At 45.8% G+C, this 26688-nt stretch carries 21 protein-coding genes and 1 riboswitch; of the genes, 14 read left to right on the top strand and 7 right to left on the bottom strand.

What is annotated here, in order from left to right:
- The first annotated feature begins 7 nt into the window (after positions 1-7).
- From DXD68_RS01420 to DXD68_RS01410, 3 genes are read left to right on the top strand one after another with little or no spacing between them, the layout of a single operon-like run.
- Positions 8-1801, top strand: coding sequence for an NADH-quinone oxidoreductase subunit NuoF (locus DXD68_RS01420; RefSeq protein ID WP_122359980.1), 1794 nt, complete (start codon positions 8-10; stop codon positions 1799-1801).
- A gap of 41 nt (positions 1802-1842) precedes the next feature.
- Positions 1843-3633 (top strand): NADH-dependent [FeFe] hydrogenase, group A6, encoded by a 1791-nt coding sequence (locus DXD68_RS01415; RefSeq protein WP_122360488.1) that lies wholly within the window; start codon positions 1843-1845, stop codon positions 3631-3633.
- A 2-nt stretch (positions 3634-3635) separates the two neighbouring features.
- Positions 3636-4124, top strand: a complete 489-nt coding sequence (locus DXD68_RS01410; RefSeq protein WP_122359979.1) for a complex I 24 kDa subunit family protein — start codon at positions 3636-3638, stop codon at positions 4122-4124.
- 475 nt (positions 4125-4599) lie between these two features.
- Here the strand turns inward: DXD68_RS01410 and DXD68_RS01405 are convergent, their stop codons facing one another.
- Positions 4600-5577, bottom strand: a complete 978-nt coding sequence (locus DXD68_RS01405; protein ID WP_122359978.1) for a TPM domain-containing protein — start codon at positions 5575-5577, stop codon at positions 4600-4602.
- 21 nt (positions 5578-5598) lie between these two features.
- Positions 5599-6198 (bottom strand): LemA family protein, encoded by a 600-nt coding sequence (locus DXD68_RS01400; RefSeq protein WP_122359977.1) that lies wholly within the window; start codon positions 6196-6198, stop codon positions 5599-5601.
- Positions 6199-6365: 167 nt separating this feature from the next.
- Here DXD68_RS01400 and DXD68_RS01395 point away from each other — a divergent pair, with 167 nt between their 5' ends.
- The 9 genes from DXD68_RS01395 to DXD68_RS01355 all read left to right on the top strand — a co-directional run bounded on the left by DXD68_RS01395 (position 6366) and on the right by DXD68_RS01355 (position 17769).
- Positions 6366-7739, top strand: coding sequence for a cytochrome c peroxidase (locus DXD68_RS01395; RefSeq protein WP_122359976.1), 1374 nt, complete (start codon positions 6366-6368; stop codon positions 7737-7739).
- 26 nt (positions 7740-7765) lie between these two features.
- Positions 7766-8227, top strand: a complete 462-nt coding sequence (locus DXD68_RS01390; RefSeq protein WP_122359975.1) for a septal ring lytic transglycosylase RlpA family protein — start codon at positions 7766-7768, stop codon at positions 8225-8227.
- Positions 8228-8331: 104 nt separating this feature from the next.
- On the top strand, positions 8332-9600 hold the full coding sequence (locus DXD68_RS01385) for a TolC family protein (protein ID WP_122359974.1): 1269 nt from the start codon (positions 8332-8334) through the stop codon (positions 9598-9600).
- 33 nt (positions 9601-9633) lie between these two features.
- On the top strand, positions 9634-10719 hold the full coding sequence (locus tag DXD68_RS01380) for an efflux RND transporter periplasmic adaptor subunit (protein ID WP_199715344.1): 1086 nt from the start codon (positions 9634-9636) through the stop codon (positions 10717-10719).
- 6 nt (positions 10720-10725) lie between these two features.
- On the top strand, positions 10726-13851 hold the full coding sequence (locus tag DXD68_RS01375) for an efflux RND transporter permease subunit (protein ID WP_122359973.1): 3126 nt from the start codon (positions 10726-10728) through the stop codon (positions 13849-13851).
- A 41-nt stretch (positions 13852-13892) separates the two neighbouring features.
- The gene (locus DXD68_RS01370) at positions 13893-14570 is read left to right on the top strand and encodes a response regulator transcription factor (protein WP_122359972.1); all 678 of its coding nucleotides are present in this window, start codon (positions 13893-13895) and stop codon (positions 14568-14570) included.
- The gene (locus DXD68_RS01365; RefSeq protein ID WP_122359971.1) at positions 14567-15745 is read left to right on the top strand and encodes a sensor histidine kinase; all 1179 of its coding nucleotides are present in this window, start codon (positions 14567-14569) and stop codon (positions 15743-15745) included. The genes DXD68_RS01370 and DXD68_RS01365 overlap by 4 nt, the downstream gene beginning before the upstream one ends.
- Before the next feature lie 83 nt (positions 15746-15828).
- Positions 15829-16827 carry a 2-hydroxyacid dehydrogenase gene (locus DXD68_RS01360; protein WP_122359970.1) on the top strand — a complete coding sequence of 333 codons (999 nt, stop codon included), beginning with the start codon at positions 15829-15831 and terminating at the stop codon, positions 16825-16827.
- An 87-nt stretch (positions 16828-16914) separates the two neighbouring features.
- On the top strand, positions 16915-17769 hold the full coding sequence (locus DXD68_RS01355) for a patatin family protein (protein WP_122359969.1): 855 nt from the start codon (positions 16915-16917) through the stop codon (positions 17767-17769).
- A 3-nt stretch (positions 17770-17772) separates the two neighbouring features.
- Here the strand turns inward: DXD68_RS01355 and thiC are convergent, their stop codons facing one another.
- The 4 genes from thiC to thiD form a co-directional block, all read right to left on the bottom strand.
- Complete coding sequence (thiC, locus tag DXD68_RS01350; protein WP_122359968.1) at positions 17773-19479, bottom strand: phosphomethylpyrimidine synthase ThiC; 1707 nt, start codon at positions 19477-19479, stop codon at positions 17773-17775.
- Positions 19480-19498: 19 nt separating this feature from the next.
- Positions 19499-20140 carry a thiamine phosphate synthase gene (locus DXD68_RS01345; RefSeq protein ID WP_233576996.1) on the bottom strand — a complete coding sequence of 214 codons (642 nt, stop codon included), beginning with the start codon at positions 20138-20140 and terminating at the stop codon, positions 19499-19501.
- A 62-nt stretch (positions 20141-20202) separates the two neighbouring features.
- A complete protein-coding gene (locus DXD68_RS01340; RefSeq protein WP_122359966.1) occupies positions 20203-20793 on the bottom strand; it encodes a thiamine phosphate synthase in 591 nt (196 codons plus the stop codon).
- Positions 20790-21638 (bottom strand): bifunctional hydroxymethylpyrimidine kinase/phosphomethylpyrimidine kinase, encoded by an 849-nt coding sequence (gene thiD, locus DXD68_RS01335; protein WP_122359965.1) that lies wholly within the window; start codon positions 21636-21638, stop codon positions 20790-20792. The genes DXD68_RS01340 and thiD overlap by 4 nt, the downstream gene beginning before the upstream one ends.
- Before the next feature lie 21 nt (positions 21639-21659).
- Positions 21660-21757, bottom strand: a riboswitch (TPP riboswitch).
- A 169-nt stretch (positions 21758-21926) separates the two neighbouring features.
- On the opposite strand from thiD, the gene DXD68_RS01330 reads away from it, so the two are divergent.
- Both DXD68_RS01330 and DXD68_RS01325 read left to right on the top strand, forming a co-directional pair.
- Positions 21927-22475 (top strand): AAA family ATPase, encoded by a 549-nt coding sequence (locus tag DXD68_RS01330; protein WP_122359964.1) that lies wholly within the window; start codon positions 21927-21929, stop codon positions 22473-22475.
- Positions 22476-22602: 127 nt separating this feature from the next.
- Positions 22603-25155, top strand: coding sequence for a DUF5686 and carboxypeptidase-like regulatory domain-containing protein (locus tag DXD68_RS01325; RefSeq protein ID WP_122359963.1), 2553 nt, complete (start codon positions 22603-22605; stop codon positions 25153-25155).
- A 239-nt stretch (positions 25156-25394) separates the two neighbouring features.
- Here DXD68_RS01325 and DXD68_RS01320 read toward each other — a convergent pair whose 3' ends face one another.
- On the bottom strand, positions 25395-26630 hold the full coding sequence (locus tag DXD68_RS01320; protein ID WP_122359962.1) for a BamA/TamA family outer membrane protein: 1236 nt from the start codon (positions 26628-26630) through the stop codon (positions 25395-25397).
- Between the last annotated feature and the right edge of the window lie 58 nt (positions 26631-26688).

Here is a 26688-nt window from a genome sequence, read left to right as displayed (position 1 = left end):
TTACATAATGGCACAATATAGCAACTATATTCTGGTGTGCGGCGGTACAGGCTGCCGTGCATCACAGAGCGAGCTTATACTACAAAACCTGAAGGAGGCAGTCAGGCAAAACGGATTACAGGACAGTGTACAGGTGATCCGGACAGGCTGTTTCGGCTTTTGTGAGAAAGGGCCGGTCGTAAAACTGATACCGGACAATACTTTTTACGTGCAGGTCACTCCGGAAGATGCAGACGATATCGTCAACGAACATCTGATAAAAGGCCGTAAAGTAGAACGTCTGCTTTATGTAAATCCGGAGACGAATGAGCAGATACTCGATTCCAAACATATCAACTTCTATAAAAAGCAGTTACGTATAGCCTTGCGCAACTGCGGTTTCATCAACCCTGAAAATATAGACGAATACATCGCCCGTGACGGTTATATCGCCTTGGGTAAAGCACTGACTGAAATGACCCCCGACGACGTAATCAGGGAGATCATGGACAGCGGCCTCAGAGGCAGGGGCGGCGGCGGTTTCCCGACCGGGCTCAAATGGCATATCACCCGTAAGGTACAGGCTCCGCAGAAATATGTAGTCTGCAATGCTGACGAAGGTGATCCGGGTGCCTTCATGGACCGTTCTATCCTGGAAGGCGATCCGCACTCCATCGTCGAAGCCATGGCGATCAACGGATATTGTACCGGAGCCAGTAAAGGGCTGGTCTATATCCGTGCCGAATATCCCCTGGCGGTGGAACGTCTGAAGATCGCTATAGAACAAGCGAAAGAGTACGGATTTCTGGGAGATAACATCTTCGGTACAGATTTTTCTTTCGATATTCAGATACGTTATGGAGCAGGCGCTTTTGTGTGCGGGGAAGAGACGGCACTGATCCATAGTATGGAAGGATTGCGCGGGGAAGCAACGGTTAAACCTCCGTTCCCCAGTGAAAGCGGTTACAAAGGCTGTCCGACAAACGTGAACAACGTAGAGACGTATGCCAATATCCCCGTTATCCTGCTGAAAGGAGCCAAATGGTTCAGCAGCATCGGTACGGAAAAGAGTAAAGGGACGAAAGTCTTTGCCCTGGCCGGCAAAGTGAACAACGTCGGACTGATCGAAGTCCCGATGGGAACGACACTCCGTGAAGTGATATTCGGTATCGGAGGAGGAATAAAAGACGGAAAGAAATTCAAAGCCGTACAAACCGGCGGACCTTCCGGCGGATGCCTGACGGAGAAACATCTGGATCTGCCGATCGACTATGACAATCTGATCGCTGCCGGTTCCATGATGGGATCGGGTGGAATGATCGTGATGGACGAAGACGACTGCATGGTGGCGATGGCCAAGTTCTACCTCGACTTTACGGTAGAAGAGTCATGCGGCAAATGCGCCCCTTGCCGTATCGGAAATAAGCGTTTGCATGAAATGCTGCAGAAGATCACATCGGGCAGGGGAACCATCGAGGACCTGGATAAACTGCGTAATCTCGCCATGGTGATAAAGGATACGGCCTTATGCGGTTTAGGGCAAACATCACCCAACCCCGTCCTTTCTACCATGGATAACTTTTACGATGAATACCTGGCACATGTCGACGAACAACGTTGTCCTTCCCACCAGTGCCGCGAACTGACCCAGTACTTTATCAATCCGGAGAAATGTAAAGGCTGTACCATGTGTGCCCGCATCTGTCCGGTACATGCTATCACCGGTAGCCGTAAAGTACCTCACACGATCGACTCGGATATCTGTATCCGTTGCGGGTCATGCATAGAGAAGTGTAAGTTCGATGCAATATACGTACACTAAATAAGTTGACAGTGGATAATTGACAGTTGACAGATAAGAATATGGAAAAAATTAAACTAACAATAGATAACAGAGAGGTGGAAGTAGCCAAGGGGACAACAATCCTGGATGCTGCCAAAAGCCTGGGGATCCGTATCCCGACGCTTTGCCACATGAAACTCGAAGACTTGAATTACGAGAACAATCCCGGAGCCTGCCGCATCTGCGTGGTAGAGATCGAAGGACGCCGTAACCTGGCACCATCCTGCAAGATGGAATGTACGGAGGGAATGGTTGTCAGAACCCATACTCCCCGTGTCATGAATGCACGCAAAACGGTGATGGAGCTGATCCTGTCCAACCATCCGGCGGGTTGCCTGACCTGCAGCAGTAACGGATATTGCGAGTTGCAGACGATCGCCCACGACCTCGGTATCCGTGAGATAAGATATCAGGGTGAACAGTCCACTTTCGAGATCGACCGTTCTCCTTCCATCGTGCGGAATATGAATAAATGTATCATGTGCCGCCGCTGCGAAACCATGTGTAACAGTATTCAAACGGTAGGAGCCCTGACAGCCGTTCATCGCGGATTCAATGCCGCCGTTTCTACTGCCTTTGAGCGGGATATAGCCGGCAGTACCTGTTCTTATTGCGGACAGTGTGTGTCTGTCTGTCCGGTGAACGCCCTTAGCGGCCGTAACACCCAGCAGCCGGTACTGGACGCATTGGCTGATCCGACCAAGATCGTGATCGCACAAACTGCTCCGGCAGTACGTACGGCTCTCGGACGCGATTTCGGTTGCGAGCCGGGGACGTTGGTTACCGGAAAGATGGTATCGGCTCTTCGCCAGTTAGGTTTCGACTATGTATTCGATACCGACTTCGCCGCCGACTTGACCATCATGGAGGAAGGCACCGAATTGCTTCAGCGATTAGGCAAATACCTATCGGGAGATCAGGAAGTGAAAATGCCGATGATGACCAGTTGCTGTCCGGGTTGGGTCAGTTTCGTAGAACAACATTTCCCGGAACTGCGTGATAACCTGTCGACAGCCAAGAGCCCGCAGCAGATGTTCGGAGCCATAGCCAAAAGCTATTTCGCAGAGAAGCTGGGAGTGGATCGCAGGAATATTGTTGTCGTCTCCATCATGCCTTGCCTGGCAAAGAAATATGAAGCCAGCCGTCCGGAATTTGCCGTCGAAGGTAATCCGGATGTCGATATTTCGATCTATACCCGTGAGCTGGCTCGTCTGATCCGGTATGCCAACATCAACTTCAACGAACTTCCCGACAGCGACTTCGACCGTCCTTTGGGAGAGTCGACCGGTGCCGGCGTTATTTTCGGAACAACCGGAGGTGTTATAGAAGCAGCCTGCCGTACGGCTTACGAGCTATATACTAAAAAGCCGCTGGAGAAAATCGAGTTCAGAGAACTGCGAGGACTGGAAGGTATCCGCAGTGGGACGATCAATTTCGACGGTGTCCCTGTCAAGATCGGTATCGCCCACGGTCTGGGGAATGCCCGTAAACTGGTCGAAGAGGTGAAGAGCGGAAAATCGCCTTACCACGTGATCGAGGTAATGGCATGCCCCGGTGGTTGTATCGGCGGCGGAGGCCAGCCGTTCCATCAGGGTAGGATGGACGTTTTGCGTAAACGTGCTGCCGCCCTTTACAGCGAAGACGAAAGCAAGCCGCTTCGTAAGAGCCATGAGAACCCTTATATCCAGCAATTATATAAGGAATATCTGGGCGAACCTTGCGGCCCCAGGGCGCATCAGTTGCTGCATACACATTACTTCGACCGCAAAGAAGTAGTCAATATGTTTTTGGAAACCGATAAAGACGAATAAGCATGGAAAAGATACATTTGCCCCAATCAAAGATAAAGGAGTTACAGGCCGTATGTAAGGAGCATGATAACGACTCCGGTGAACTGATCAACATTTTGCATGCAGCACAGGAAATATTCGGTTATCTCCCTCGTGAAGTACAGGAAATAGTGGCAGCCGAACTGCATATCCCTGTTTCCCGTGTCTATGGCGTAGTTACTTTCTACTCGTTCTTTACCATGACACCGAAAGGAAAGTACCCGATCTCTGTCTGCCTGGGAACCGCCTGTTATGTACGCGGAGCGGAAAAGGTGCTAGACGAATTTCAGCGTCAGCTTGAAATCAAAGTAGGGGAGACGACTAACGACGGGTTATTCTCGCTGGACTGCCTGCGCTGTGTGGGAGCCTGCGGACTGGCACCTGTAGTGACCATAGGTGGTAAGGTATACGGTAGGATTACTCCGGAAAAAGTGAGGGATATCCTGTCCGAATATTATATTCGCGAGGAGTAAGACGAAATTTGGATTTTGAAAAGCTTACGTATTTTTCTGAAAATACGTAAGCTTTTTCTCTGTAATATGTACGTTTTTACCTTGAAAAGCTCGCCACTTTCGCCACTTTCGCCACTAAAGTATTTGATTTTCACTATCGTTTTTTATAGCCAAAACAATCCTGTAACATAATGACTATCAGTCTATTGGAAAATATATACTATTTTCTTCATCCCATAAATCGGTTTTAAGAGGGACACGAATACAGGAATTTTCCGACTCTTAAAACCCTGTCGGACGAATCAACAAGCAGACAGACGTGAAACATTTGAAAAAACATGTCCCTCCGGTGTCCCTGAAATCGCTTCCGAGCAACACTTTCGTATCTGTAATTAATTAATAACAAGAGACTTACACAATACGGAAAAATCAAATACTTTAGTGGCGAAAGTGGCGAAAGTGGCGAGCTTTTCGCTCAAATTAATCAGCCTACCGCTTAAAAGCGACTGATAGAGCCACCGCCTCCCGAACGTCCTCCGCCCCAGGAGCCGCCACCACCGAAACCGCCTCCAAAGCCCCCGCCTCGTCCGCCGCCACCGATGATGACAGGACCTGTGCTGCGTCTCAGCCGGCTGATATGACGGCTTTTCTTTTCGGTATAGCCGCAATTCTTACACCTGTAGGTATCTTCCGCCAATCCTTCTGAACTGTAAGTCGCTCTTTGTATTACTTGCTGCCCCACATATACCAATGTTTTTTGTCCACAACGGGGACAGATGCGGGGACGGTATTTGAGGATAGATACAAGTAGAAAGATTCCGGCAGGAAAGAGGATCGCTATGATCAGGAATACCCATAGGAAAAGATCATCACCTTCCGCCTGCCGGTTTTGACCTCCGGTCATGGCAGTGCGTTCGTAATCGCTTGCCATCAGATATTTTTTTACGGCAGCGACTCCTTTAAGCATACCGGCACTGTAATCACCGGCTTTCAGGTCCGGGATCATATATCGTTGTTGCAGACGGTAACAGATCGCATCGGGCAGAATACCCTCTATGCCGTAACCGGTCTCAAAAACGACGGAACGTTGCGACGGTTCAGTGACAAGCTGAATCAGTAGACCGTTGTCCTTGTCCTTTTTTCCCAATCCCCAATGTTGGAACAGGTCGGTGGCAAACATACGGGCATCGTTATCGCCGATGCTCTCCACGGCAACCACGGCGACTTCTATCCCCAGGCTGTCTTCCACGGTCTGCAACAAGCGGTTGATGCGCCCGACATCCTCCGGATGAATGATCCCGTCCGGATTACTCACATGATTATTCCGGTCCGAGAGACGGACATTAGGGATCGTCTCGATCGTATAGTCCTTTGCTGCAGCAAGTTGCTGCGGGAAAAGGGAGAGGAGAAACAAGCCTGCAAGCAACAGTGCCTGCAGACGTTTGCCTGTCAGTGTTTTATTCAGATTTCTCATTCTTTATCTGAACTTATCGGATTAAAATTCCACTTTCGGAGCTTTCTCTGCACCGCTTTCCGCACTGAAATAAGCTTTCGGCTGGAACCCGAACATACCGGCAAGGATATTGGTCGGGAAACTGCGGATATAGGTATTGTAGGTTTGCGCTGTTTCATTGAAACGCTTGCGTTCCACGGAAATACGGTTCTCCGTACCTTCCAGCTGAGCCTGTAGTTCGGAGAAGTTTTGATTGGCTTTCAGGTCCGGATAACGTTCCAGTACGACCATCAGGCGGGAAAGGGCACTGCTCAACTCTCCCTGTGCTGCCTGGAATTTCTTCATCGATTCCTCATTCAGGTTGGATGGGTCGATAGTGGTCTTGGTTGCCTCGGCACGGGCACTTACCACACCTTCCAATGTCTCCTTTTCATGAGCTGCATATCCTTTTACCGTATTGACCAGGTTCGGGATCAGGTCCATACGGCGCTGATATTGATTTTCTACCTGGCTCCAGGCTGTTTTTACTCCTTCATCCTGTGTAACCATTGTGTTGTATGTACCTTTCACCCAAGAGTATCCGGCAAATAAAAGTACCACGATAATGGCAAGTGTAATCCACAAAGCTTTGTTCTTAAACATTTTTCTTTTTGCTTTAATTGTTATACATAGTCTTGCAAAGCTATATAAAAATATCCACTTAATAAAGATTACCTATCTTCCGATAAATAAAACCTATCAGCATCGTGAACACATATTAATAAATATATCTACATTTGCACTAAACAAATCTTAAACAACCAATAATTATGCGCAACACTAGTTTTAGTAAGATGGCAGCACTTCCTGTCGGACTGCTTACATTGGCTTTGACAATGCCTTCCTGCTCATCCAACGAGTATAAGAAACTGGAAGGTGACAAAGCAAAGCAGGTAGCCTCTATCATTCGCAACAACGGATGTATGGAATGTCACTCAGCCACTGCAAATGTTCCTTTTTACGGAAAACTTCCGATTATCGGTCCGGTCGTACAGGCTGACATGAAAGAAGGCACACATTATCTGGATCTTACAGCTATGCTGACCGCCCTTGACAACGGACAGCCTGTTTCTGAAGTAGATTTGGCAAAAGTAGAGAACACGGCTCTCAGCGGTTCGATGCCTCCAGCCAAATATTACACGATGCATTGGGGCACCAGTCTGAATGACGACGAGAAGAAAGTAATTATTTCATGGGCTAAAGAAGCCCGTAAGAATAATTATGTTTCACCTACGGTAGCAGAAGAGTTTGCCAACGAACCGGTACAGCCGCTAATGGCTTTTATTCCTACCGATTCGGCTAAAGTTGCTTTAGGATTTGATTTGTATCATGACACCCGCCTGTCGGGCGACAACACAATCTCGTGCGCAACCTGCCACGGGCTGAATACTGCCGGTGTAGACCGCAAGCAATTCTCCGAAGGTATCCACGGACAATTCGGTGGTGTCAATGCACCGACTGTCTATAATGCCGCACTTAACTTCGTACAGTTCTGGGACGGACGTGCTGCCGACCTGAAAGAACAGGCTGCCGGACCTCCATTGAACCCGGTAGAAATGGGTAGTGTCTCATTCGATGAAATCTGTGCTAAACTGGCAGAAGATAAGGAACTGAGCAAACGCTTCCTGGAAGTATTCCCCGAAGGTTTCACTGAATCGACAGTGACGGAAGCTATTGCCGAATTTGAAAAGACTTTGCTTACCCCAAGCCGTTTCGACAAATATCTGAGCGGAGACAAGAATGCGCTTACTGCAGAAGAACTGGAAGGCTATCAGCTGTTTAAAGACAACAAATGTGCCACCTGCCATGTCGGTATGAATCTCGGCGGACAGTCATATGAATATATGGGTATCAAAGATAACTATTTCGATTATCGCGGTACAGGTCTGACAGACGGTGACAACGGACGATGGGCTGTTACCAAAAACGAAGCCGACCGTCATAAATTCAAAACACCGACACTCCGTAACGTCATGCTGACAACACCTTATATGCACGACGGTTCGATCACGACAATCGAAGATGCTATCCAGGTAATGCATGAGTTCCAGATCGGCAAGCACATCTCGGATGCGGAAACGGCAAAGATCGTTGCATTCCTGAACACACTGACCGGAGAATATAACGGACAGCTTCTTCAATAAATACAAATTAGTTATTATATTTGCACATGCCCTTCCGCTTGTCCCATATAATACTCCTTTTCATCGCTTTACAAAGCGTAGGGGTTGCGTGGGGACAAGAGGAGGGGCTTGCTTCTTATTACCATGAACGTTTTCATGGCCGCAAATCTTCCAGCGGACGCATACATGATAAAGACGAATTAGTTGCAGCTCATCGTACGTATCCTTTCGGTACTTATCTGCGGGTAACCAATCTGGATAATATGAATACTGTGATTGTCTGTGTTACCGACCGGGGACCGCACCGTAGAAAAAGAATCATAGATGTTTCTTCTTCCGCCGCTGAAATCTTAGGATTCAAGAAAAAGGGTATTGCCCGTGTGCGTATCGAAGAAGTACCGGGCCCGATCGATTTACGCTGGCTTGAACTTATTTATCCGAAACCGGCACCTTATCTTCAGCCGAAAGAACAACCGGCAGCTCCTTATCACATGAAAATAAAACCCTGAAAGCCTTCTAATCAATTTCTAATTTCAATTAAGAGTATTCTAATCGCTTTAATAAGGTCAAAATACGCCCGGCTTATACCTTTGCTTCCAAAAAACAAAGGCAAATGGGTAAACGATTCATTCTTTTATTACTTATCTTACAAGCATTTAACGGCAGCGCTAAGGTCGAAAACCAATCTATAAAACTAACTCTGCAGGAGGCGGGAGAACGCTTTTCTACCAACAACCTGGAGTTGATAGCCGAACGTTATAACATTGATATGGCGGAAGCCGAGGTTATCCAGGCAAAGTTGTTTGAGAATCCCGTCATATCTCTTGAACAGAACGTCTACAACCGGCTCAACGGAAAGTATTTCGATATGGGAAAAGAGGGAGAAGCTGTTGTCGAGATCGAACAGCTGATCTATATTGCCGGACAGCGTAATAAGCGGGTTCGGGTAGAAAAACTCAATAAGGAGATGGCTGTCCACCAGTTCGAAGAAGTACTCCGTACATTGAGAAGCGAGCTGAACAGTAAATTCATTGAACTTTATTACACACAAAAGTCACTTTCTGTCTATGACAAGGAGATTGAATACCTGTCACAATTGCTGGAAGTCATGAAAGTGCAGAGTGATAAGGGAAACGTTTCATTATTGGAAAAGTCCAGGATACAGGCACTTCTTTTATCCCTTCAGCAGGAAAGGAACGACACTTCCAATCAGCTCATTTCGTTGCAAGGTGATATGAAGCTATTACTGGGACTGAATGCTTCCGACATCTTTGAGCCTGTCTTCGACGAATCCGTACTGAAACAGGTCGATATAGCGTCGGTCCCTTTTGTCGAATTGAACAACCGGCTAGCCGAACGTCCGGATCTGAAGATAGCACGAACCAATATACAGGCTTCCCGTGCCAATGTAAGCCTGCAAAAGTCGCTCGCATTTCCGGAAGTCAGTCTGAAAGGTTCTTACGATCGTGCCGGTAACTTTTGCGATAACTATTTTGCAATCGGTTTAAGCATCTCGATCCCAGTCTTTAACCGTAACCAGGGAAACATCAAATCTGCCCGTCTCTCCGTCCTGCAGAATACCAACCGGGAAGAGTTGGCACGCAAGCAGGCGGAAAAGGAACTCTTTACCAGCTATGCCCGGCTGGAAAAGGCCGTAAAACTCTATAGCTCCTCCAATTATGAGCTGGAACGGGACTTTGAAACCATTATCGACGGGGTAAATACGAACTTCCGGAAACGTAATATCAGTCTGCTGGAATTCATCGATTATTACCAGGCGTATAAGGAGACTTGCCTGCAACTCTATCAGACACGAAAAGATGTCTTCCTGGCTATGGAAGAGATCAATACGGTGACAGGCAGTGATGTTTTCAGCTATTAACGAATAACAATGAATAAGAAAATGAGAAATAAGATGAATAAGAATTGTATCGTATTAATGCTCCTGCTTCCTTTGTTGGCGGCCTGTGGTAAAAAGACAACCGGAGCGGAAGACGGTCCGGCCCCTCTCATGCTGACCGACAGTTTGCTGAAAGTTGTTTCGGTTGAGACTGTTCAGAATCTCCCTTTGAGCGATGAGTTGTTGCTGAACGGACGCGTCAGTTTCAATCCCGAACAGCTGGCACATGTGTATCCTATTTTCGGCGGAAACATCACGGAGGTGAATGTCGAAACAGGAGATTATGTGAAAAAGGGAGATATACTTGCCGTCATACACAGCAGCGAAGTGGCCGATTATGAAAAGCAACGGAAAGAGGCGGAACAACAGTTCGCCTTGGCAAGCCGGAACCTGGAAGCGACAGAGGATATGTTTCGGAGCGGAATGGCTTCCGAACGGGACAAACTACAGGCAGAACAGGAGGTTGCGAATGCCCGGGCAGAACTGAAACGTATCGGTGAAGTCTATTCCATTTATCATATGACCGGTCATTCCACTTACGAAATAAAATCACCGGTATCCGGTTTCGTGATCGAAAAGAATGTCAGCCGGAATATGCAGATACGTTCCGACCAGACAGAAGAGATGTTTACCATCTCCGGCCTGGCTGACGTTTGGGTGATGGCGGATGTTTACGAAAGCGATATCAGCAAGGTTTACGAAGGCGCTCCGGTCCGTATAACAACACTCGCCTACAGGGATAAAGAGTTTACAGGGACGGTAGACAAGGTATATAACATGCTGGATAGCGAAAGTAAAACCATGAGCATACGGGTAAAACTGAAAAACGAAGACTATATGCTGAAACCGGGCATGTTTACCAACGTGTACGTACAAAGCAAAGTGGAAGGGAAAGAAATGCCCCGCGTAAATGCCCGTGCCGTCATATTCGAGAACGGCAAGCATTATATCGTAAGCGTAGGCAGCGACAATATCCTGCAAACCAACGAAGTTACCATATTCAAACAGACCGAAAAAGATTGTTTCCTCGAATCCGGTGTGAAAGCCGGTGACCGTATCGTCAACCGGAATGCACTTTTGGTCTATAACGCATTAAAGTAAACGGATATGCATAAGTTCATAGACAATATAATAGCCTTCTCGCTGAAAAACAAATTCTTTATCTTCTTCTGCACCGTCATAGCCATTATCGCCGGTGCCGTCAGCTTTGTTCATACCCCTGTCGATGCCTTCCCCGATGTTACCAACACGAAGGTAACGATCATAACCCAATGGCCGGGACGTAGTGCGGAAGAGATAGAGAAGTTCATCACTATCCCCATCGAGATAGCCATGAATCCGGTACAGAAGAAGACGGATATCCGCAGTACGACCCTGTTCGGGCTTTCGGTGATCAATGTGATGTTTGATGATGATGCTGACGATTTCTATGCTCGTCAGCAAGTCTATAACCTATTGAATGATGCAGACTTACCCGAGGGTGTTACACCGGAGGTTCAGCCTCAGTACGGACCGACGGGAGAGATTTTCCGTTATACGCTACGAAGCGACCAACGTTCCGTCCGGGAGCTGAAGACCTTCCAGGACTGGGTGATCGAACGTAAACTGCGTGCCGTTCCGGGAGTGGCGGATATCGTGAGTTTCGGTGGTGAAGTAAAAACTTTTGAAGTGAGTGTCAATCCGAACCAGCTCATTAATTATAATGTGACGTCGCTTGAGCTTTTTGATGCCATAGCCAAGAGTAATATTAATGTGGGCGGCGATGTGATCACTAAAAGTTCGCAGGCTTATGTGGTACGCGGTATCGGACTGATCAACGATACGAAAGAGATCGAGAATATCGTAGTCAAGAACATCAATGGAACGCCGATCCTGGTAAAACATTTGGCAAGTGTACATGAATCGAGCCTCCCTCGCCTGGGGCAGGTGGGCAGGATGGATGAAGATGATGTCGTACAAGGTATTGTCGTTATGCGGAAAGGAGAAAATCCGGGCGAAGTAATAGCAGCCCTGAAAGATAAGATAGCGGACATACAGGAGAACGCATTGCCTGAAGATGTCCGGATCGTTTCATTCTACGACCGGGAGGATCTGGTCGACCTGGCTGTGAATACGGTGACGCATAACCTGATAGAAGGTATTTTGCTGGTAACTTTCATTGTGTTGATTTTTATGGCAGACTGGCGTACAACGGTGATTGTATCCATTATTATCCCGTTGGCGCTGCTCTTTGCCTTTATCTGTCTCCGGGCAATGGGGATGAGTGCCAACCTGCTTTCGATGGGAGCAATCGACTTCGGTATCATTATCGACGGCGCCGTGGTGATGGTGGAAGGTCTTTTTGTCGCTCTCGACAAGAAGGCGCGGGAAGTAGGGATGCCTGCTTTCAATGTGATGAGTAAGATGGGACTGATCCGTCATACGGCAAAAGACCGTGCCAAGGCGGTATTCTTTTCCAAACTGATCATTATCACTGCACTGGTTCCGATCTTCGCATTCCAAAAAGTGGAAGGGAAGATGTTCAGCCCGTTGGCTTATACCCTGGGATTTGCTTTGTTGGGTGCCCTGATATTTACATTGACATTGGTACCGGTACTTTCGTCCATGCTGCTGAAGAAGAATGTGCGTGAAAAGCATAATCCTTTCCTGGCATGGGTGAACCGGACTTCCGTTTCTATATTTGACCGTTGCCATGCCCACAAGAAAACAACGATCGGTCTGGCTACTTTGGCAGCTGCTGCCGGTTTGTGGTGTTTCACGTTGCTGGGTACGGAATTTCTTCCTCAGTTGAATGAAGGTTCCATTTATATCCGTGCGACCTTGCCGCAGAGTATTTCCCTGGATGAATCTGTCAAGCTCGCCAACCAAATGCGCCGTGAACTGGCATCTTATCCGGAAGTGCGTCAGGTACTTTCGCAGACAGGCCGCCCGAATGACGGAACGGATGCTACCGGTTTCTATAACATTGAATTTCACGTGGATATCTATCCTGAGAAGAAATGGGAAAGTAAGCTGACCAAAGCCGGTTTGATTGAAAAGATGGAAGAAAACCTGGCTATCTATCCGGGAGTCGATTTCAACTTCTCACAGCCGATCACAGACAATGTGGAGGAAGCTGCCAGTGGGGTTAAGGGATCTATTGCCGTAAAGGTTTTCGGGAAGGATTTATATGAGTCCGAGAAAAAAGCCGTGGAGGTATACAAGGTGTTGGAGACCGTCGATGGAATTGAAGACCTGGGCGTGATCCGTAATATCGGTCAGCCGGAACTGCGGATCGAGCTCGATGAATCGCGTCTGGCTCGTTACGGTGTAGCAAAGGAAGATGTACAGTCGATCATTGAAATGGCGATAGGAGGTAAGAGTGCTTCTCTGCTATACGAAGATGAACGGAAATTCAACATTATGGTCCGCTATGAATCGGATTTCCGCCGGAGTGAAGATGAGATTGGGAAGATACTGGTTCCGGCCCGAGACGGGACGATGGTTCCCATCAAGGAGCTGGCCGACATTACTACAATAACCGGACCACTCATCATTTATCGTGATAATCATGCCCGTTTCTGTGCCGTGAAATTTTCTGTCCGCGGACGGGATATGGGTACGGCAGTGGCTGAAGCCCAGGAGAAAGTAAGCAAACAAGTGAAGCTGCCGGAGGGTTATACGTTGAAATGGACAGGCGATTTTGAAAACCAGCAGCGTGCAACGAAGCGATTGGCACAGGTTGTGCCTGTCAGCATTGCTATCATATTCGTTATCCTGTTCGTGCTGTTCGGGAATGCGCGGGATGCCGGTTTGGTGCTATTGAATGTTCCTTATGCTGCAGTAGGGGGTATTCTGGCACTTCTGATCACCCGTTTTAACTTCTCGATCTCGGCGGGTATCGGTTTCATTGCCCTTTTCGGGATCTGTATCCAGAATGGAGTTATTATGATATCGGATATTAAAGGGAATCTGAAAGCACGGGAGCCTTTGTCGGATGCTGTCAAGTTGAGTGTGAAATCGCGTGTACGGTCGGTGCTTATGACTGCATCGATGGCTGCTATCGGTCTGATGCCGGCAGCACTCAGCCATGGTATAGGTTCGGAAAGCCAGCGTCCGTTAGCCATCGTTATCATCGGCGGTCTGATAGGAGCCACTTTCTTCACTCTCTTCGTTTTCCCGCTGATGGTCGAAGCATTCTATCGCCGGATGCTTTATGACAAAGATGGAAAACTGATACAACGGAGGTTGTAAATTTGTCGTATATTTGTGTTTCCATGTAAACAAGCAATCAGATGGCAAAAATATTATTAGTAGAAGATGAAGTAAATATAGCCTCTTTCATTGAGAGGGGATTGCAGGAATTCGGTCATGAAGTATGTGTTTCTTATGACGGTATGGCAGGTTGGGAGTTATTGCAGAAAGAAAACTTCCAACTGCTGATCCTGGATATTATCATGCCTAAGATGAATGGCTTACAGCTATGCCGTCAGTACCGCCAACTCTATGGTTTCCAGTCGCCGGTAATTATGCTGACCGCTTTGGGAACGACGGAGGATATAGTGAACGGTCTCGATGCCGGTGCCGACGATTACCTGGTTAAACCTTTCAGTTTCCAGGAATTGGAAGCCCGCATAAAGGCTCTTTTACGACGGTCGGGAACAGAGGTAACGTCGGGCTCTTTGCGATGTGGTGATCTGACTCTCGATCCGACCAGCCACCGGGCATTCCGGGGAGATGCTGTCATCGACCTGACCGTCAAGGAATATCGCCTGCTGGAATACTTTATACTCAATCAGGGTACAGCCCTCAATCGCCTGACGCTTCTGAAACATGTATGGGACAAGGATTTCGACACGAATACCAATGTTGTCGATGTCTATGTCAATTACCTTCGCGCCAAGATAGACAAGGATTTTGATCATAAACTGATCCGTACCGTGGTGGGTATCGGCTATATGATGGAAGCATGAAAACAGGGAACAAGATAGCTTTCTTTTATACGGCAATGACAGTCGGCATCATTGCTTTCGTCACGATCCTCTTCTATTTTATTGCGACTAGTTATATCAGCCGTCTGTATTATTCTTATCTGACGGAAAAAGCCTATGCCACTGCCGAGAAGCATTGGGAAAAGGACGAAGTGGACGAGGAAAGTTACGCCCGCATACAAAAACGGTATGAAGAGACGTTGCCTGTTGCTACCGAAATATTACTGAACGCGGACAGTATTTCGGAGACGCATACGACATTGATCCGTTATATGACGGAGAAAGAGATCGGACAATTATATAATGGTAATGTGATCACTTTCCATGAAAAGGAGAAAGTAGGAGCTGCCCTTTATTATCCGGACAATGAGGGAAATTTCATCGTCCTTGTTATCTCGAACAACCAGTACGGAGGGGATATCCAGCAACGTATCGGCTGGTTATTGCTTGCCCTGATCATTATAAGTGCCGTCTTGATCTACTTTGTCGGGAAACTGTATGCGATCCGTATGGTCGATCGTATCGATGCTGCTTACCAAAGCGAGAAAGCTTTTATCAGCAATGCTTCTCATGAACTGAACAATCCGCTTACTGCCATACAAGGTGAATGCGAAATAAGTCTGTTGAAAGAACGAACCCCTGCCGAATATCAGGCTGCATTACAGCGTATTGCCTCCGAGACGAAACGTATCATCCAGTTAATGAAGCATCTTCTCTTCCTGTCGCACGGCGATAAAGAGATCTTGAAGAATGCCACTGAAAACATTATGCTGGCTGATTTTCTGATGCAGTTTGTCGGTAACCGTATCCGTTTTACAACCGATACCTTTGCCTATTGTCTGGAAGCGAATCCTCACCTGCTAAAGATCGCCATCGGTAATATCCTGAACAATGCTTGTAAATACTCAGGAGAGAAGCCTGTCGAAATGCGTCTGAAAGGTTCTGTCCTTGAGATTCAAGATTCCGGCATAGGTATCCCGACTGAAGAGCTAAAGCGTGTCCATCAACCGTTCTATCGTGCCAGTAATACACGTGAGTTTGCCGGGCATGGCATCGGACTTAGTTTATCACTACGCATTTTAAATTCATACGGAGCCAAAGTGAATATACATTCCGAAATAGATAAAGGAACAAGAGTTATTATAGACTTTGGATAACACTTGCAGGATTTGTATTAATCTATTGGTATTCTCAACATTTCATATCTTTATTCTGTTCTATTAGAAACAAATAATAGAATATGTCATACAAGATTGCATTTTTTGGAGCTAAACCTTACGATATAGCTTCCTTTGATCAGGTAAACGAGAAATATAATTATGATATCAAGTATTATAAAGGACATCTAAACCCTAATAATGTTGTCCTGACGAAAGATGCCGATGCTGTTTGCATCTTCGTAAACGATACTGCTGATGCGACTGTTATCGATGCCATGGCAAAGAATGGCGTTAAGCTGCTGGCTTTGCGCTGTGCCGGTTTCAATAACGTAGACCTTGCAGCAGCCAAAGGCAAACTGCCGGTTGTCCGTGTTCCGGCTTATTCTCCTTATGCCGTAGCCGAGTATTCATTGGCGCTGATGCTGTCGTTGAATAGGAAAATACACCGTGCTTACTGGCGTACACGTGATGGCAATTTTTCTTTGAACGGGTTGATGGGATTTGATATGCATGGAAAGACTGTCGGTATCATCGGTACCGGAAAGATTGCCAAGATACTGATCAAGATATTGAAAGGGCTGGGCATGCGCATTCTTGCTTATGATCTTTATCCCGATCACAAATTTGCGGAAGAAGAAGGCATTACTTATACAACTTTGGACGAACTATATCGTGAATCGGATATCATATCGCTTCACTGTCCGTTGACGGATCAAACCCGTTATATCATTAACGAAGATTCGATCGACAAAATGAAAGACGGCGTAATGATCATCAATACCGGCCGCGGACAGTTGATCCATACCAATGCCCTGATCGAGGGATTGAAGGAAAAGAAGATATCGGCAGCCGGACTGGACGTATATGAGGAAGAAGGTGATTACTTCTATGAGGATAAATCCGACAAGATCATCGACGATGATGTGCTGGCACGGTTATTATCTTTCAATAACGTGATCGTAACTTCACATCAGGCTTTCTTTACTAAGGAGGCAATGCATAATATTGCAGAAACGACTTTGCAGAATATCGAAGATTTCAGGCAAAATCGTCCACTAGTGAACGAAGTTATTCTATAAACAGACTATTTTTTATCGCTGATTTATTATATTTTTGTGGCCATTGTCCGGTGTGAGCCAGGCAATGGTCTTTTAATTTTACTTATTATGGAAATAGACAATCAGACAGGACTTGTTTTAGAAGGCGGAGGGATGCGCGCCATTTTTACGGTTGGAGTATTGGATTACTTTATGGATCACAATATCTGGTTTCCCTATACGATCGGGGTATCGGCAGGAGCAAGCAATGGCATTTCATATGCTTCCCGGCAACGAGGACGCTCAAAATACAGTAACATAGATTTATTGAAAGAATATAATTATATCGGTCTGCGGCATTTTCTGCGCGGCAGGGGATATATCGATATGAAATATCTGTTCTACATCTATCCGGAGAAATATTACCCGCTCGATTATGATACCTACTTCAAGTCAAAGGACCGGTTCGTAATGGTCACAAGCAACTGCCTGACGGGAAAAGCGGAATATCTTGAAGAGAAGAAGGATAAAAACAGGTTGGTGGATATTTGTTGTGCCTCCTGTACGTTACCTGTCCTTTGTCCGGTTGCCCATGTCGACGGGATTCCGATGGTGGACGGCGGTGTTTGTGATGCGATTCCTATCCAGCGTGCTATTGACGACGGTTTCAAAAAGAATGTAATTATTCTCACGCGAAACAAAGGATACCGGAAAGAAGATAAGAATTTCTATCTGCCGGGATTCATCTATAAACAGTATCCGGCTATACGGGAGCAACTCAAATTGAGATATAAACGGTATAATGAAGTACTCGATTATATCGACCGGCTGGAAGCAGAAGGGAAAGCATTCGTGATCCGTCCCGAAAACAAAATGGAAGTAGGCCGGACGGAAAGTAATCCGGAAAAGCTGGAAGCGTTATATAATGAAGGGTATGCGCTGGCAGAGCGTTTAATAGGGGCGGCCCTTACAACCGCCCGCTAAAAATCAATCTTTACATTCTTTGTGTAAGTCCTTGCTCAGACGCATTGCGCAGAAGTTCGGACCGCACATCGTACAGTATTCGCCGTCAGTGACAGCACTCTCCTTATAATATTGCAAAGCACGTTCCGGATCGAGAGACAAGTTGAACTGGTCTTTCCAACGGAAATCAAAGCGAGCTTTACTTAATGCATTGTCACGTACTTGGGCACCCGGATGACCTTTGGCCAGATCGGCTGCGTGAGCGGCAATCTTATAAGCGACCACACCGTTACGTACATCTTCCTTATTAGGCAATCCCAAATGTTCTTTCGGAGTTACATAACAGATCATGGCAGTACCGTGCCAGGCTATCTGTGCAGCACCGATAGCTGAAGTGATATGATCGTAACCGGGAGCTATATCCGTTGTCAACGGGCCTAATGTATAAAACGGTGCACCGTGGCAGGCATATTGCTGTTCCTTCATATTTTCATGTATCTTGTTCATAGGAACGTGTCCCGGACCTTCGATAATCACCTGAACGAATTTCTCCCAGGCAATTTTCGTCAGATCGCCCATAGCATGCAGTTCGGCAAACTGGGCGGCATCGTTCGCATCATAGATAGAACCCGGACGAAGTCCGTCACCGATGGAAACAGCTACGTCGTACCGGCTCAGAATATCGCATATCTCCGCAAAATGTGTGTAAAGGAAGTTTTCTTCGTTATGCAACTGCATCCATTTCGCCATAATGGAACCTCCACGTGATACGATACCGGACAGGCGCGTTGCGGTCAGATCGATATGACTTTTCAGCAGACCGGCGTGGATCGTAAAATAGTCGACTCCTTGTTCGGCCTGTTCAATCAAAGTGTCGCGATAGATATCCCAGCTTAATGCTTCCACGTCTCCGTTCACCTTCTCCAAAGCCTGGTAGATAGGAACGGTTCCCATCGGAACAGGGCAGTTGCGGATGATCCATTCGCGCGTTTCGTGGATATTGTCGCCTGTAGAAAGGTCCATCAATGTATCGCCTCCCCATTTACAACTCCATACTGCTTTCTCGATCTCTTCGCTGATGCCGGAAGAAAGGGCGGAGTTGCCGATATTCGTGTTGATCTTTACTAGAAATTTCTTTCCGATGATCATCGGTTCGGCTTCCGGATGGTTGATGTTGGAAGGTATGATCGCACGTCCGGCAGCTATTTCCTTACGGACAAAATCCGGTGTAATGTACGATTTCAGTCCCAAAGCCTCGATCTGCTGGTTTTCGCGTATGGCAACATATTCCATTTCAGGTGTAATGATACGGCGTTTGGCATAATACATCTGAGTGATGTTCTTGCCTTCTTTTGCACGATAGGGCAGGTGGCGTTTCGGGAAACGGATAGTGTCCAGGCTTTTATCTTCCAGCCGGGCACGGCCGTACTCCGAAGTAAGTTCGCTCAACTGCTCGATGTCTTTGCGTTTGCTGCACCATTCTTCGCGGATACGCGGGATACCGGCTGCAATATCAATGTTTATCTTCGGATCAGAGAAAGGTCCGCTTGTATCATAGACAATTACCGGATTATTTTTCTTGAAAACCTTTTCCCCGTTTTCATCCACCGTAACAGTATCCAGCAGTTTGATCTTGCGCATTCCTACCTTGATCTTGTTGATCTCTCCCGGAATATAAATCTTCTCCGACGACGGATAGGTTATACGCATCGTATTTTTCTTGTTTGCCATTGTTATATTGTATTATATTTTAATCAAAGTGACCTCTTTGTTTGACATAATATTTTATTCTTGAACAGAAACGTTTCATCTCTTTAACAGGATCAGGAGCCTGGGTAATGGCCGACGATACGGCAATCCCTGTAATTCCGGTCTCCATCAAAGGATCGATATCCTCGTACCGGATTCCTCCGATCGCAAATATAGGAATTTTTAATCCTGCTTCCCGGCATTGCTCCATGATTCTTTCGTATCCTTCGAGACCGAGTATCGGACTCAGATTCTTTTTCGTTTCCGTAAAACGATACGGACCGAGACCGACATAAGAAGCACCTTGCCTGTTTGCTTCCACAATATCCTCAAAGGTATTGGCGGTAGCGCCTACCAGGAAAAGGTCGTCGTAATATCGTTCGAAAATGATTCTCCACGCTTCACTGACCGGCATATCATTCTTTCCTAAATGTACAGTGAAGGCCCCGCTTTTAATGGCAATTTCCAGATCGTCGTCTATGCACACCCGATTACTGAATCCGACCATCTTTACGATCCTTTTGGCTGTCTCCAAGTTCAGATTCTCTTTCATCCGTAACTGGATCCAGGTACATCCGCCTTTTAGAGCCATTTTGGTCTGCTCTTCTTCGGTGTACTTTTCCGTACGATGGGTAATAAACATGAGGGGAAGCTCATCTTCGTAAAAAGCTGCATATTGAGACCGGTTAAAACCTCTTAAGTCAATCATAATTGTAATGTTTTATATTGATGGATGATTCTGTCCTTTTGCGATATACTCGGAGCCGTTCCCCACAACGCACCCAAGACGGCTACGCCGCCAAAGCCAATGTGTCGTATTGCGGGGATTGTTTCTTCACTGATACCGCCTAAGGCGATTACTTTTTCATTTATTATCCGACAGGATGCAGCTGCCTGCAAGGTCGATAAAGAGAAGCCGCTTCCATATCCTTCCTTGGATATGCTTTCAAAGACCGGGCTGAGAAATACATAATCCAGTTGTCGGTTTTCCCTCACTTCCTGTAAAGAATGGCAGGAGCGGCTGATACTTCCCTGGAAACCTTCGGGTATGTTCTGATTTCTGCTGTTCAGATGAATACCGGCAAGAGCATATTCTGCTGCCAGCTCAAAATGATCGTGTATGACAATACGGGAATGATATTCTGCCGGAACAGCATCTAGCAGCGAGCGTAATTCTTCTTTACGACTTTGCGGCTTACGTATATGTAGCTTTTCCATTCCTGCCTGAAACAAAGCCGTCAGGATCTCACCTTCGCCTTCAAAGAAATAAGGAGTTGTAATGACTATCAGCTTCATGACTTCTTTATTTCTATTTTATATAAAGGAACCGGAGCGAAAAAATGATTCAACGGACCATGCCCATGTCCTGTTCTGACATCTTTTCCGTTCTGTATGGCTTGTGTGATATATTTTTTGGCAGAACCGACCGCATCGGACAGTTCCATTCCTAAAGCCAGGTAAGCGGCAATAGCTGATGATAATGTGCAACCGGTTCCGTGACCGTTGAACGTTTCGATTGTTTCAACCGACAAGCGGACAGGAGACATTCCCGACATATATAATATATCGGTCATATCTTTGGTTTTCAAGTGTCCGCCTTTCATTAAAACCGCCTTACAACCCAAAGACAATAACTTTCCGGCAGCCAGGTCCATATCTTTTTCAGAGGATATCTTTAAGCCGGACAGGTATTCCGCTTCATCCACATTGGGAGTAACCAGAGTGCTCCGGCGAAATAACTCCCGGACAATGACTTCGATAGCATCATCCTGCAATAACTTATTCCCGCTGGTAGAGATCATAACCGGATCCAATATAATGTAGGCAGGAGAAAACCGGTCGATTGTTTCGACGATAATTTCAGCCGCAGCCTTATTATGCACCATGCCTATCTTTACGGCATCGATTGTGATATCTTCAAAGACAGCATCGAGTTGTCCTTTCAGTATCTCAGGAGAAATGGCCTGGATACCTCTGACACCCTGGGTATTCTGTGCCGTGACCGAAGTTATGACGGAAGCTCCGTAAACGCCGATGGCGGAGAATGTTTTAATATCTGCTTGTATACCGGCTCCGCCGCCACTGTCGGAACCCGCGATTGTAAGTGCTACCGGATAGCGATACGTCGTATCTGTTTTCATTTTTCACATACCAAAGGAGGGATAAGCCTTGTCTGTCTTTCCTACGGCGGCATTACCCGCATCAGGTTCACAGGGTATAATCTCAGCCCGTTTACAGTATGGCACCCCCTTTCGCGGACAAAGGTAGAAAGATTGACAGGAGAAAACAAAAGTGAATTGTTAAATTTAAGAGAGATTTGATAGATATAAAGAAATAATCCAGTATATTTGCCTGTACAAATCCGGTACAATAGCTTTTCTTCCGGGTTGTGTTTCCTTTTACCATAACAATCTTAAAGATGACAAAACATGTTGAATAGCAAAGGCTTATATGTTATCACCGGAGGGCCTGGAACAGGTAAAACATCGCTAATAGAAGCACTTGAAAGAGATGGATTAAAAACGATTAAAGAGGTTGCACGAGACATAATCAAAGAACAACAACAGCAGGGAGGAGAGGCCCTGCCCTGGAAAAATACAGGGCTGTATACGAAGATAATGCTGGAACGATCAGTCGATTCGTATCTTACCCATGCAAAGGAAGAAGGTCCTATGTTCTTTGACAGGGGAATACCCGACACATTGGCTTATGCACGGCTGATAGAGTTGGACGACCGGGAGTATGTAGAACTGGCCGTTGATAAATATAGGTATAGTGAACAGGTATTCATACTTCCTCCATGGGAAAGTATATACCACACGGATAAAGAACGTAAACAATCATTTGATGAAGCGGTAGATACGTATTATGTAATGAAAGATGTTTATGAGAAGGCTGGATATACATTGATCGAAGTTCCGGAACTTTCTGTAAAGGCAAGAAAGGACTTTATTATCGATTGTATAAATTCAGTCTAAAAACATCAATTTTGGGGACTTTTAATGAATTTAGTAGTCAATTGGAATATAATCGGTTCAATTTGGAACATTCAGAAAAAAGAATCTGTTATAATTTTGCGGAGTTTAACGAGGGAGTTAATATATAATGGGGAAAAAGATTGTTTTTATTCTGACATTTGTTTTGATAGCAATCGCATCAAAGGGTCAGAACACTATAATAAACGGAATTGTAACGGACTCTATCACGGGAGAAACGTTACCATATGTTTCAGTCATACTGAAGGGTACAACCATTGGGGCAACAACAGACGATGATGGTAAGTTTACATTAACAACATCATCTAATGCCAAAACTTTATCCATATCCTATTTGGGATACGAAGAGAAAGAGTTTAAAGTCGCTGTAGGAAAGAAGAACTACTTTAAAGTAGCTTTAGCTCCTTCCAGTTACGCTATTTCAGAAGTCATAGTCAAGCCTAAAAAAGAAAAATACAGTAAGAAAGAGAATCCGGCCGTTGCTTTCGTGAAGCATGTGATCGATTCACGTGAGAGTAATGATCCTCGCAATCACGATTACTTCAGTTACAGTCAATACGAGAAGATGGTTTTCGCTATGAACGATTATCAACCGAAGCCCAAGAAAGAAAATGGTAAAGCCAGCAAATTCGACTTCCTGATCGACTATATCGACACACTGGATATCGGAAAAACTATCTTGCCGGTGTCCGAGAAAGAAAAGGTCGAAGGTGTTTTCTACCGTAAAGACCCGAAAGTAGAGAAAAGAGTCGTGCTAGGAGCTAAGTCGGCCGGTGTAGATGAAGTATTTTCACGTGACGGTATGCAGCAGTTCCTGGGCGAAGTGTTCCGTGAAGTAGATATCTTCAAAAACGATATTCCTCTCTTCCTGCAACGTTTTGTAAGTCCGCTGTCCAGCATGGGACCGAATTTCTATAAGTATTACTTGCTCGATACGCTGGAAGTAAACGGGCAGCAATGTGTGGACCTGGGATTCGTTCCTTTCGTATCCGAAGGCTTTGGTTTTACGGGACACTTGTTTGTGACGCTCGATTCTACCTATTTCGTAAAGAAAGCGATTCTGAATGTTCCCAAAAACATCAACCTGAACTTTGTCAGTGGAATGACAATTGAACAGACCTTTGAAAAGACAGAAGACGGAACACGTATTATTACTAAAGACGATATAAATGTAGACTTCAAACTGACGGAGAAGTCGAAAGGCATGTATGCACGAAGGCTCAACATTTACAGCAATCACTCTTTCCTTCCTCCTAAGGATGACGGCATATTCAAAGAAAGTGCTCCTGTCATCACCTTGCAGGATGCTTATAAGCAGACGGAAGATTTCTGGGATCTGAACCGCCCCGAGGAAGCCGGAAAACGAAAACAGAATACGGTTGAGAAACTAATGGCGAAACTACGTTCGGTTCCTATTTTTTATGTGACAGAAAAGGTCGTAACTATCCTGACTTCCGGCTACATAGGAACAAGTACCGATCCTGCTAAAAACAAGTTCGAGATCGGTCCGGCCAATACATTCATCAGTGGCAATGCCATTGAAGGAGCCCGTTTCCGTGTCGGAGGTACGACTACAACGGCGTTCAGCAAACGATTGTTCCTGGAAGGATATGCCGCTTATGGTACTACGGACCGAAAAATCAAATATGACGGCTTGATAGAATATTCTTTTAACGATAAGAAAGAATACCGTAAAGAGTTTCCTGTCAATTCCATTCGCTTCGAATATTTGTATGATATCAACCAGCTGGGACAGCAGTATATGTATACCAACAAGGATAATATCTTCCTGGCCTGGAAACGTCAGAGAGATACGCGTGCTACTTATTTGAGAAATGCCGAACTGACTTACTATCGCGAGCATTACAACGGAATCGCTTACGGAGTGGTTCTTCGTAATAAGAAAGAATACTCGACAGATTATGCCGTTTTCGACAGAATAGAAGCTGATGGCAGCATATCTCCGATTAAATCTTATTCGATGACGGAAATGGAATTTAAATTCCGTTATGCCCCGAACGAGAAATTCTATCAGACCCGTAACTACCGTTATCCGATCACTTTCGATGCTCCGGTAATCACGTTGAACCATATTACTGCACGGAAAGGTGTCTTAGGTGCCGATTATACCTATAACCGTACGGACGTGGGTATCCAGAAACGTTTCTGGTTCTCGGCTTTCGGATACATCGATATTATCGGTAAAGCCGGTAAAGTATGGGACAAGGTTCCTTATCCGTTATTGATATTGCCCAACGCAAACTTATCATATACGATTCAGCCGGAATCCTATACTAATATGAACGCGATGGAGTTCATCAGCGATGAATATGCATCCTGGGATGTTACTTACTTCATGAACGGACTTGTCCTGAACCGCCTGCCGTTGATTAAGAAACTGAAATGGAGAGAAGTGCTTTCGTTCCGTGGTATGTGGGGAAACCTGACGGATAAGAATAATCCTTATTACGGAGGCAAAGACCTGTATCTGTTCCCGGAAGGTTCCTACACTTTAGGAAATACACCGTATATGGAAGCCGGTGTCGGTATCGAAAATATCTTTAAGTTCCTGCGTCTCGATTATGTATGGCGTTTGACTTATCGCGATCATCCGGGCATCCAAACGAAAGGTATACGCTTTATGATGAAGTTGTCATTCTAGCCAGTCTGGTTGAAATATAAATAAAACTTCCGTTATCTTGCTGGTAGCGGAAGTTTTTTTATGCCGTATCGCTCCCGTTTCCTAAGCAAGAAACTGTAATTCCCTCAGCAGGAAACAGGAGTTTCCCAGGCAGGAAATTGTAGTTCCCTGCGGAGGGAACTGGAGTTTCCTAGTCAGGCAACTACGAGGAAACTGTAATTAACAGATAATTAAACTAGTACCTTATTTTGACAATTCCGCTAAAAAGCTTCTGTCATGTTCATATAAACCTGCACTCCATCCAGTCCCGGTTCCTTACCTATATCCAGTCGGAAGTTTTTCCCCGGTTGCATTTGTACGCGCAGTCCGGCACCGAAATTCAGTTTCCATTTATTCCAGTCAAAAGGAGTATTACCGATCGTTCCTGTTCCCATCCAGGCCACAAAACCACATTTAGCCCAAAAGTTCCCGCTTTTGTATTTTGCCGGTGAACCGAACATATGGCGATACTCCATAATCCCATACGCCATAGATTTATCTCTGTATTTTCCCCAATAATATCCGCGCAGGTCGAAAGGCGAACCAAAAGAAGGTAACTCGGAGTAGGGGACATCTCCCATACCGATCTGACTCTTGGCGATCCATGCCAATGTGCTTCTGGGACGAAACACATTGACAAAGTGACGGTATTCAAGTTCCAGTATCTCATAATTGTAAGCCCCGCCGAGATATTTGCCAAAAGCTTTTATATTACCACTAAGCAATACACCATGGGTCGGTGTGGCTACATCATCACGGGTGTCGTATTGGATCAGTCCGCCGATACCGACATTCAGATATTTCCGTTTGAACTGATTGAAATAGGGATCTTTTTCCATTACCGGATTAATATCTGAGGCATTCGTAAAATTTATATCGAACAACCCTCCCAGGTAAAAGTGGGGGCGAACTTCCCAGACAAAACGGGGATAGAGCTGGAAATAACTTCGATGGTAACGGGTGGTGGAATCACTTCTGTCCACATGCTCGATAGTTTCGTAGCCTTTACCGTAATAATGTGCCGGCTCGTTCCTGTATCCGTAGCTGGCATAAATGCGGAACTTATTTTGATTGAAGAAGAACGTTCCGGCTCCGGCAACGACGACTGTGCCATTGATTGAAAGGTTGATGCCTGCCGGAAGGAAAGAACGTTGCGAAAGAGTATCGTTCTTATTCATTCTGAAACTGGCCAGTACAGCTCCTCCCACGCCCAAAGATGCTTCAGGTGTATAAGACGGTCCTCCGAGGACTGACCACCATATTTTTTTATGCGCTCTGATGGAATCTTTTCGTAACTGCCGATAGTAGCGTTTAAGTTGCTTTTCGTTCAATTGCTGTCCGTCTACAAAAACAGTATCTTTATGGATCGCATCGGATAGCTCTGTGTTTTGAGCTTTTCCTGATAAAAAAGAGACAGATAGGAGTATACCTGTGAAAACGATTAAATGTTTGGACATCGGCTGTTTTTTTATTTTAGGTTGCAAAAGTATGAAAAAGAAAACATACTAACCTACA

The sequence above is a fragment of the Parabacteroides sp. TM07-1AC genome (assembly GCF_003480915.1).
Classification (GTDB): Bacteria; Bacteroidota; Bacteroidia; order Bacteroidales; family Tannerellaceae; genus Parabacteroides; species Parabacteroides chongii.
This window is presented reverse-complemented; position numbering and strand designations above follow the sequence as displayed.

Coding starts and splice junctions, on each gene's coding strand:
- DXD68_RS01420 (WP_122359980.1), top strand. CDS start 8: ATGGCACAATATAGCAACTATATTCTGGTGTGCGGCGGTACAGGCTGC.
- DXD68_RS01415 (WP_122360488.1), top strand. CDS start 1,843: ATGGAAAAAATTAAACTAACAATAGATAACAGAGAGGTGGAAGTAGCC.
- DXD68_RS01410 (WP_122359979.1), top strand. CDS start 3,636: ATGGAAAAGATACATTTGCCCCAATCAAAGATAAAGGAGTTACAGGCC.
- DXD68_RS01405 (WP_122359978.1), bottom strand. CDS start 5,577: ATGAGAAATCTGAATAAAACACTGACAGGCAAACGTCTGCAGGCACTG.
- DXD68_RS01400 (WP_122359977.1), bottom strand. CDS start 6,198: ATGTTTAAGAACAAAGCTTTGTGGATTACACTTGCCATTATCGTGGTA.
- DXD68_RS01395 (WP_122359976.1), top strand. CDS start 6,366: ATGCGCAACACTAGTTTTAGTAAGATGGCAGCACTTCCTGTCGGACTG.
- DXD68_RS01390 (WP_122359975.1), top strand. CDS start 7,766: ATGCCCTTCCGCTTGTCCCATATAATACTCCTTTTCATCGCTTTACAA.
- DXD68_RS01385 (WP_122359974.1), top strand. CDS start 8,332: ATGGGTAAACGATTCATTCTTTTATTACTTATCTTACAAGCATTTAAC.
- DXD68_RS01380 (WP_199715344.1), top strand. CDS start 9,634: ATGAATAAGAATTGTATCGTATTAATGCTCCTGCTTCCTTTGTTGGCG.
- DXD68_RS01375 (WP_122359973.1), top strand. CDS start 10,726: ATGCATAAGTTCATAGACAATATAATAGCCTTCTCGCTGAAAAACAAA.
- DXD68_RS01370 (WP_122359972.1), top strand. CDS start 13,893: ATGGCAAAAATATTATTAGTAGAAGATGAAGTAAATATAGCCTCTTTC.
- DXD68_RS01365 (WP_122359971.1), top strand. CDS start 14,567: ATGAAAACAGGGAACAAGATAGCTTTCTTTTATACGGCAATGACAGTC.
- DXD68_RS01360 (WP_122359970.1), top strand. CDS start 15,829: ATGTCATACAAGATTGCATTTTTTGGAGCTAAACCTTACGATATAGCT.
- DXD68_RS01355 (WP_122359969.1), top strand. CDS start 16,915: ATGGAAATAGACAATCAGACAGGACTTGTTTTAGAAGGCGGAGGGATG.
- thiC (WP_122359968.1), bottom strand. CDS start 19,479: ATGGCAAACAAGAAAAATACGATGCGTATAACCTATCCGTCGTCGGAG.
- DXD68_RS01345 (WP_233576996.1), bottom strand. CDS start 20,140: ATGTTTATTACCCATCGTACGGAAAAGTACACCGAAGAAGAGCAGACC.
- DXD68_RS01340 (WP_122359966.1), bottom strand. CDS start 20,793: ATGAAGCTGATAGTCATTACAACTCCTTATTTCTTTGAAGGCGAAGGT.
- thiD (WP_122359965.1), bottom strand. CDS start 21,638: ATGAAAACAGATACGACGTATCGCTATCCGGTAGCACTTACAATCGCG.
- DXD68_RS01330 (WP_122359964.1), top strand. CDS start 21,927: ATGTTGAATAGCAAAGGCTTATATGTTATCACCGGAGGGCCTGGAACA.
- DXD68_RS01325 (WP_122359963.1), top strand. CDS start 22,603: ATGGGGAAAAAGATTGTTTTTATTCTGACATTTGTTTTGATAGCAATC.
- DXD68_RS01320 (WP_122359962.1), bottom strand. CDS start 26,630: ATGTCCAAACATTTAATCGTTTTCACAGGTATACTCCTATCTGTCTCT.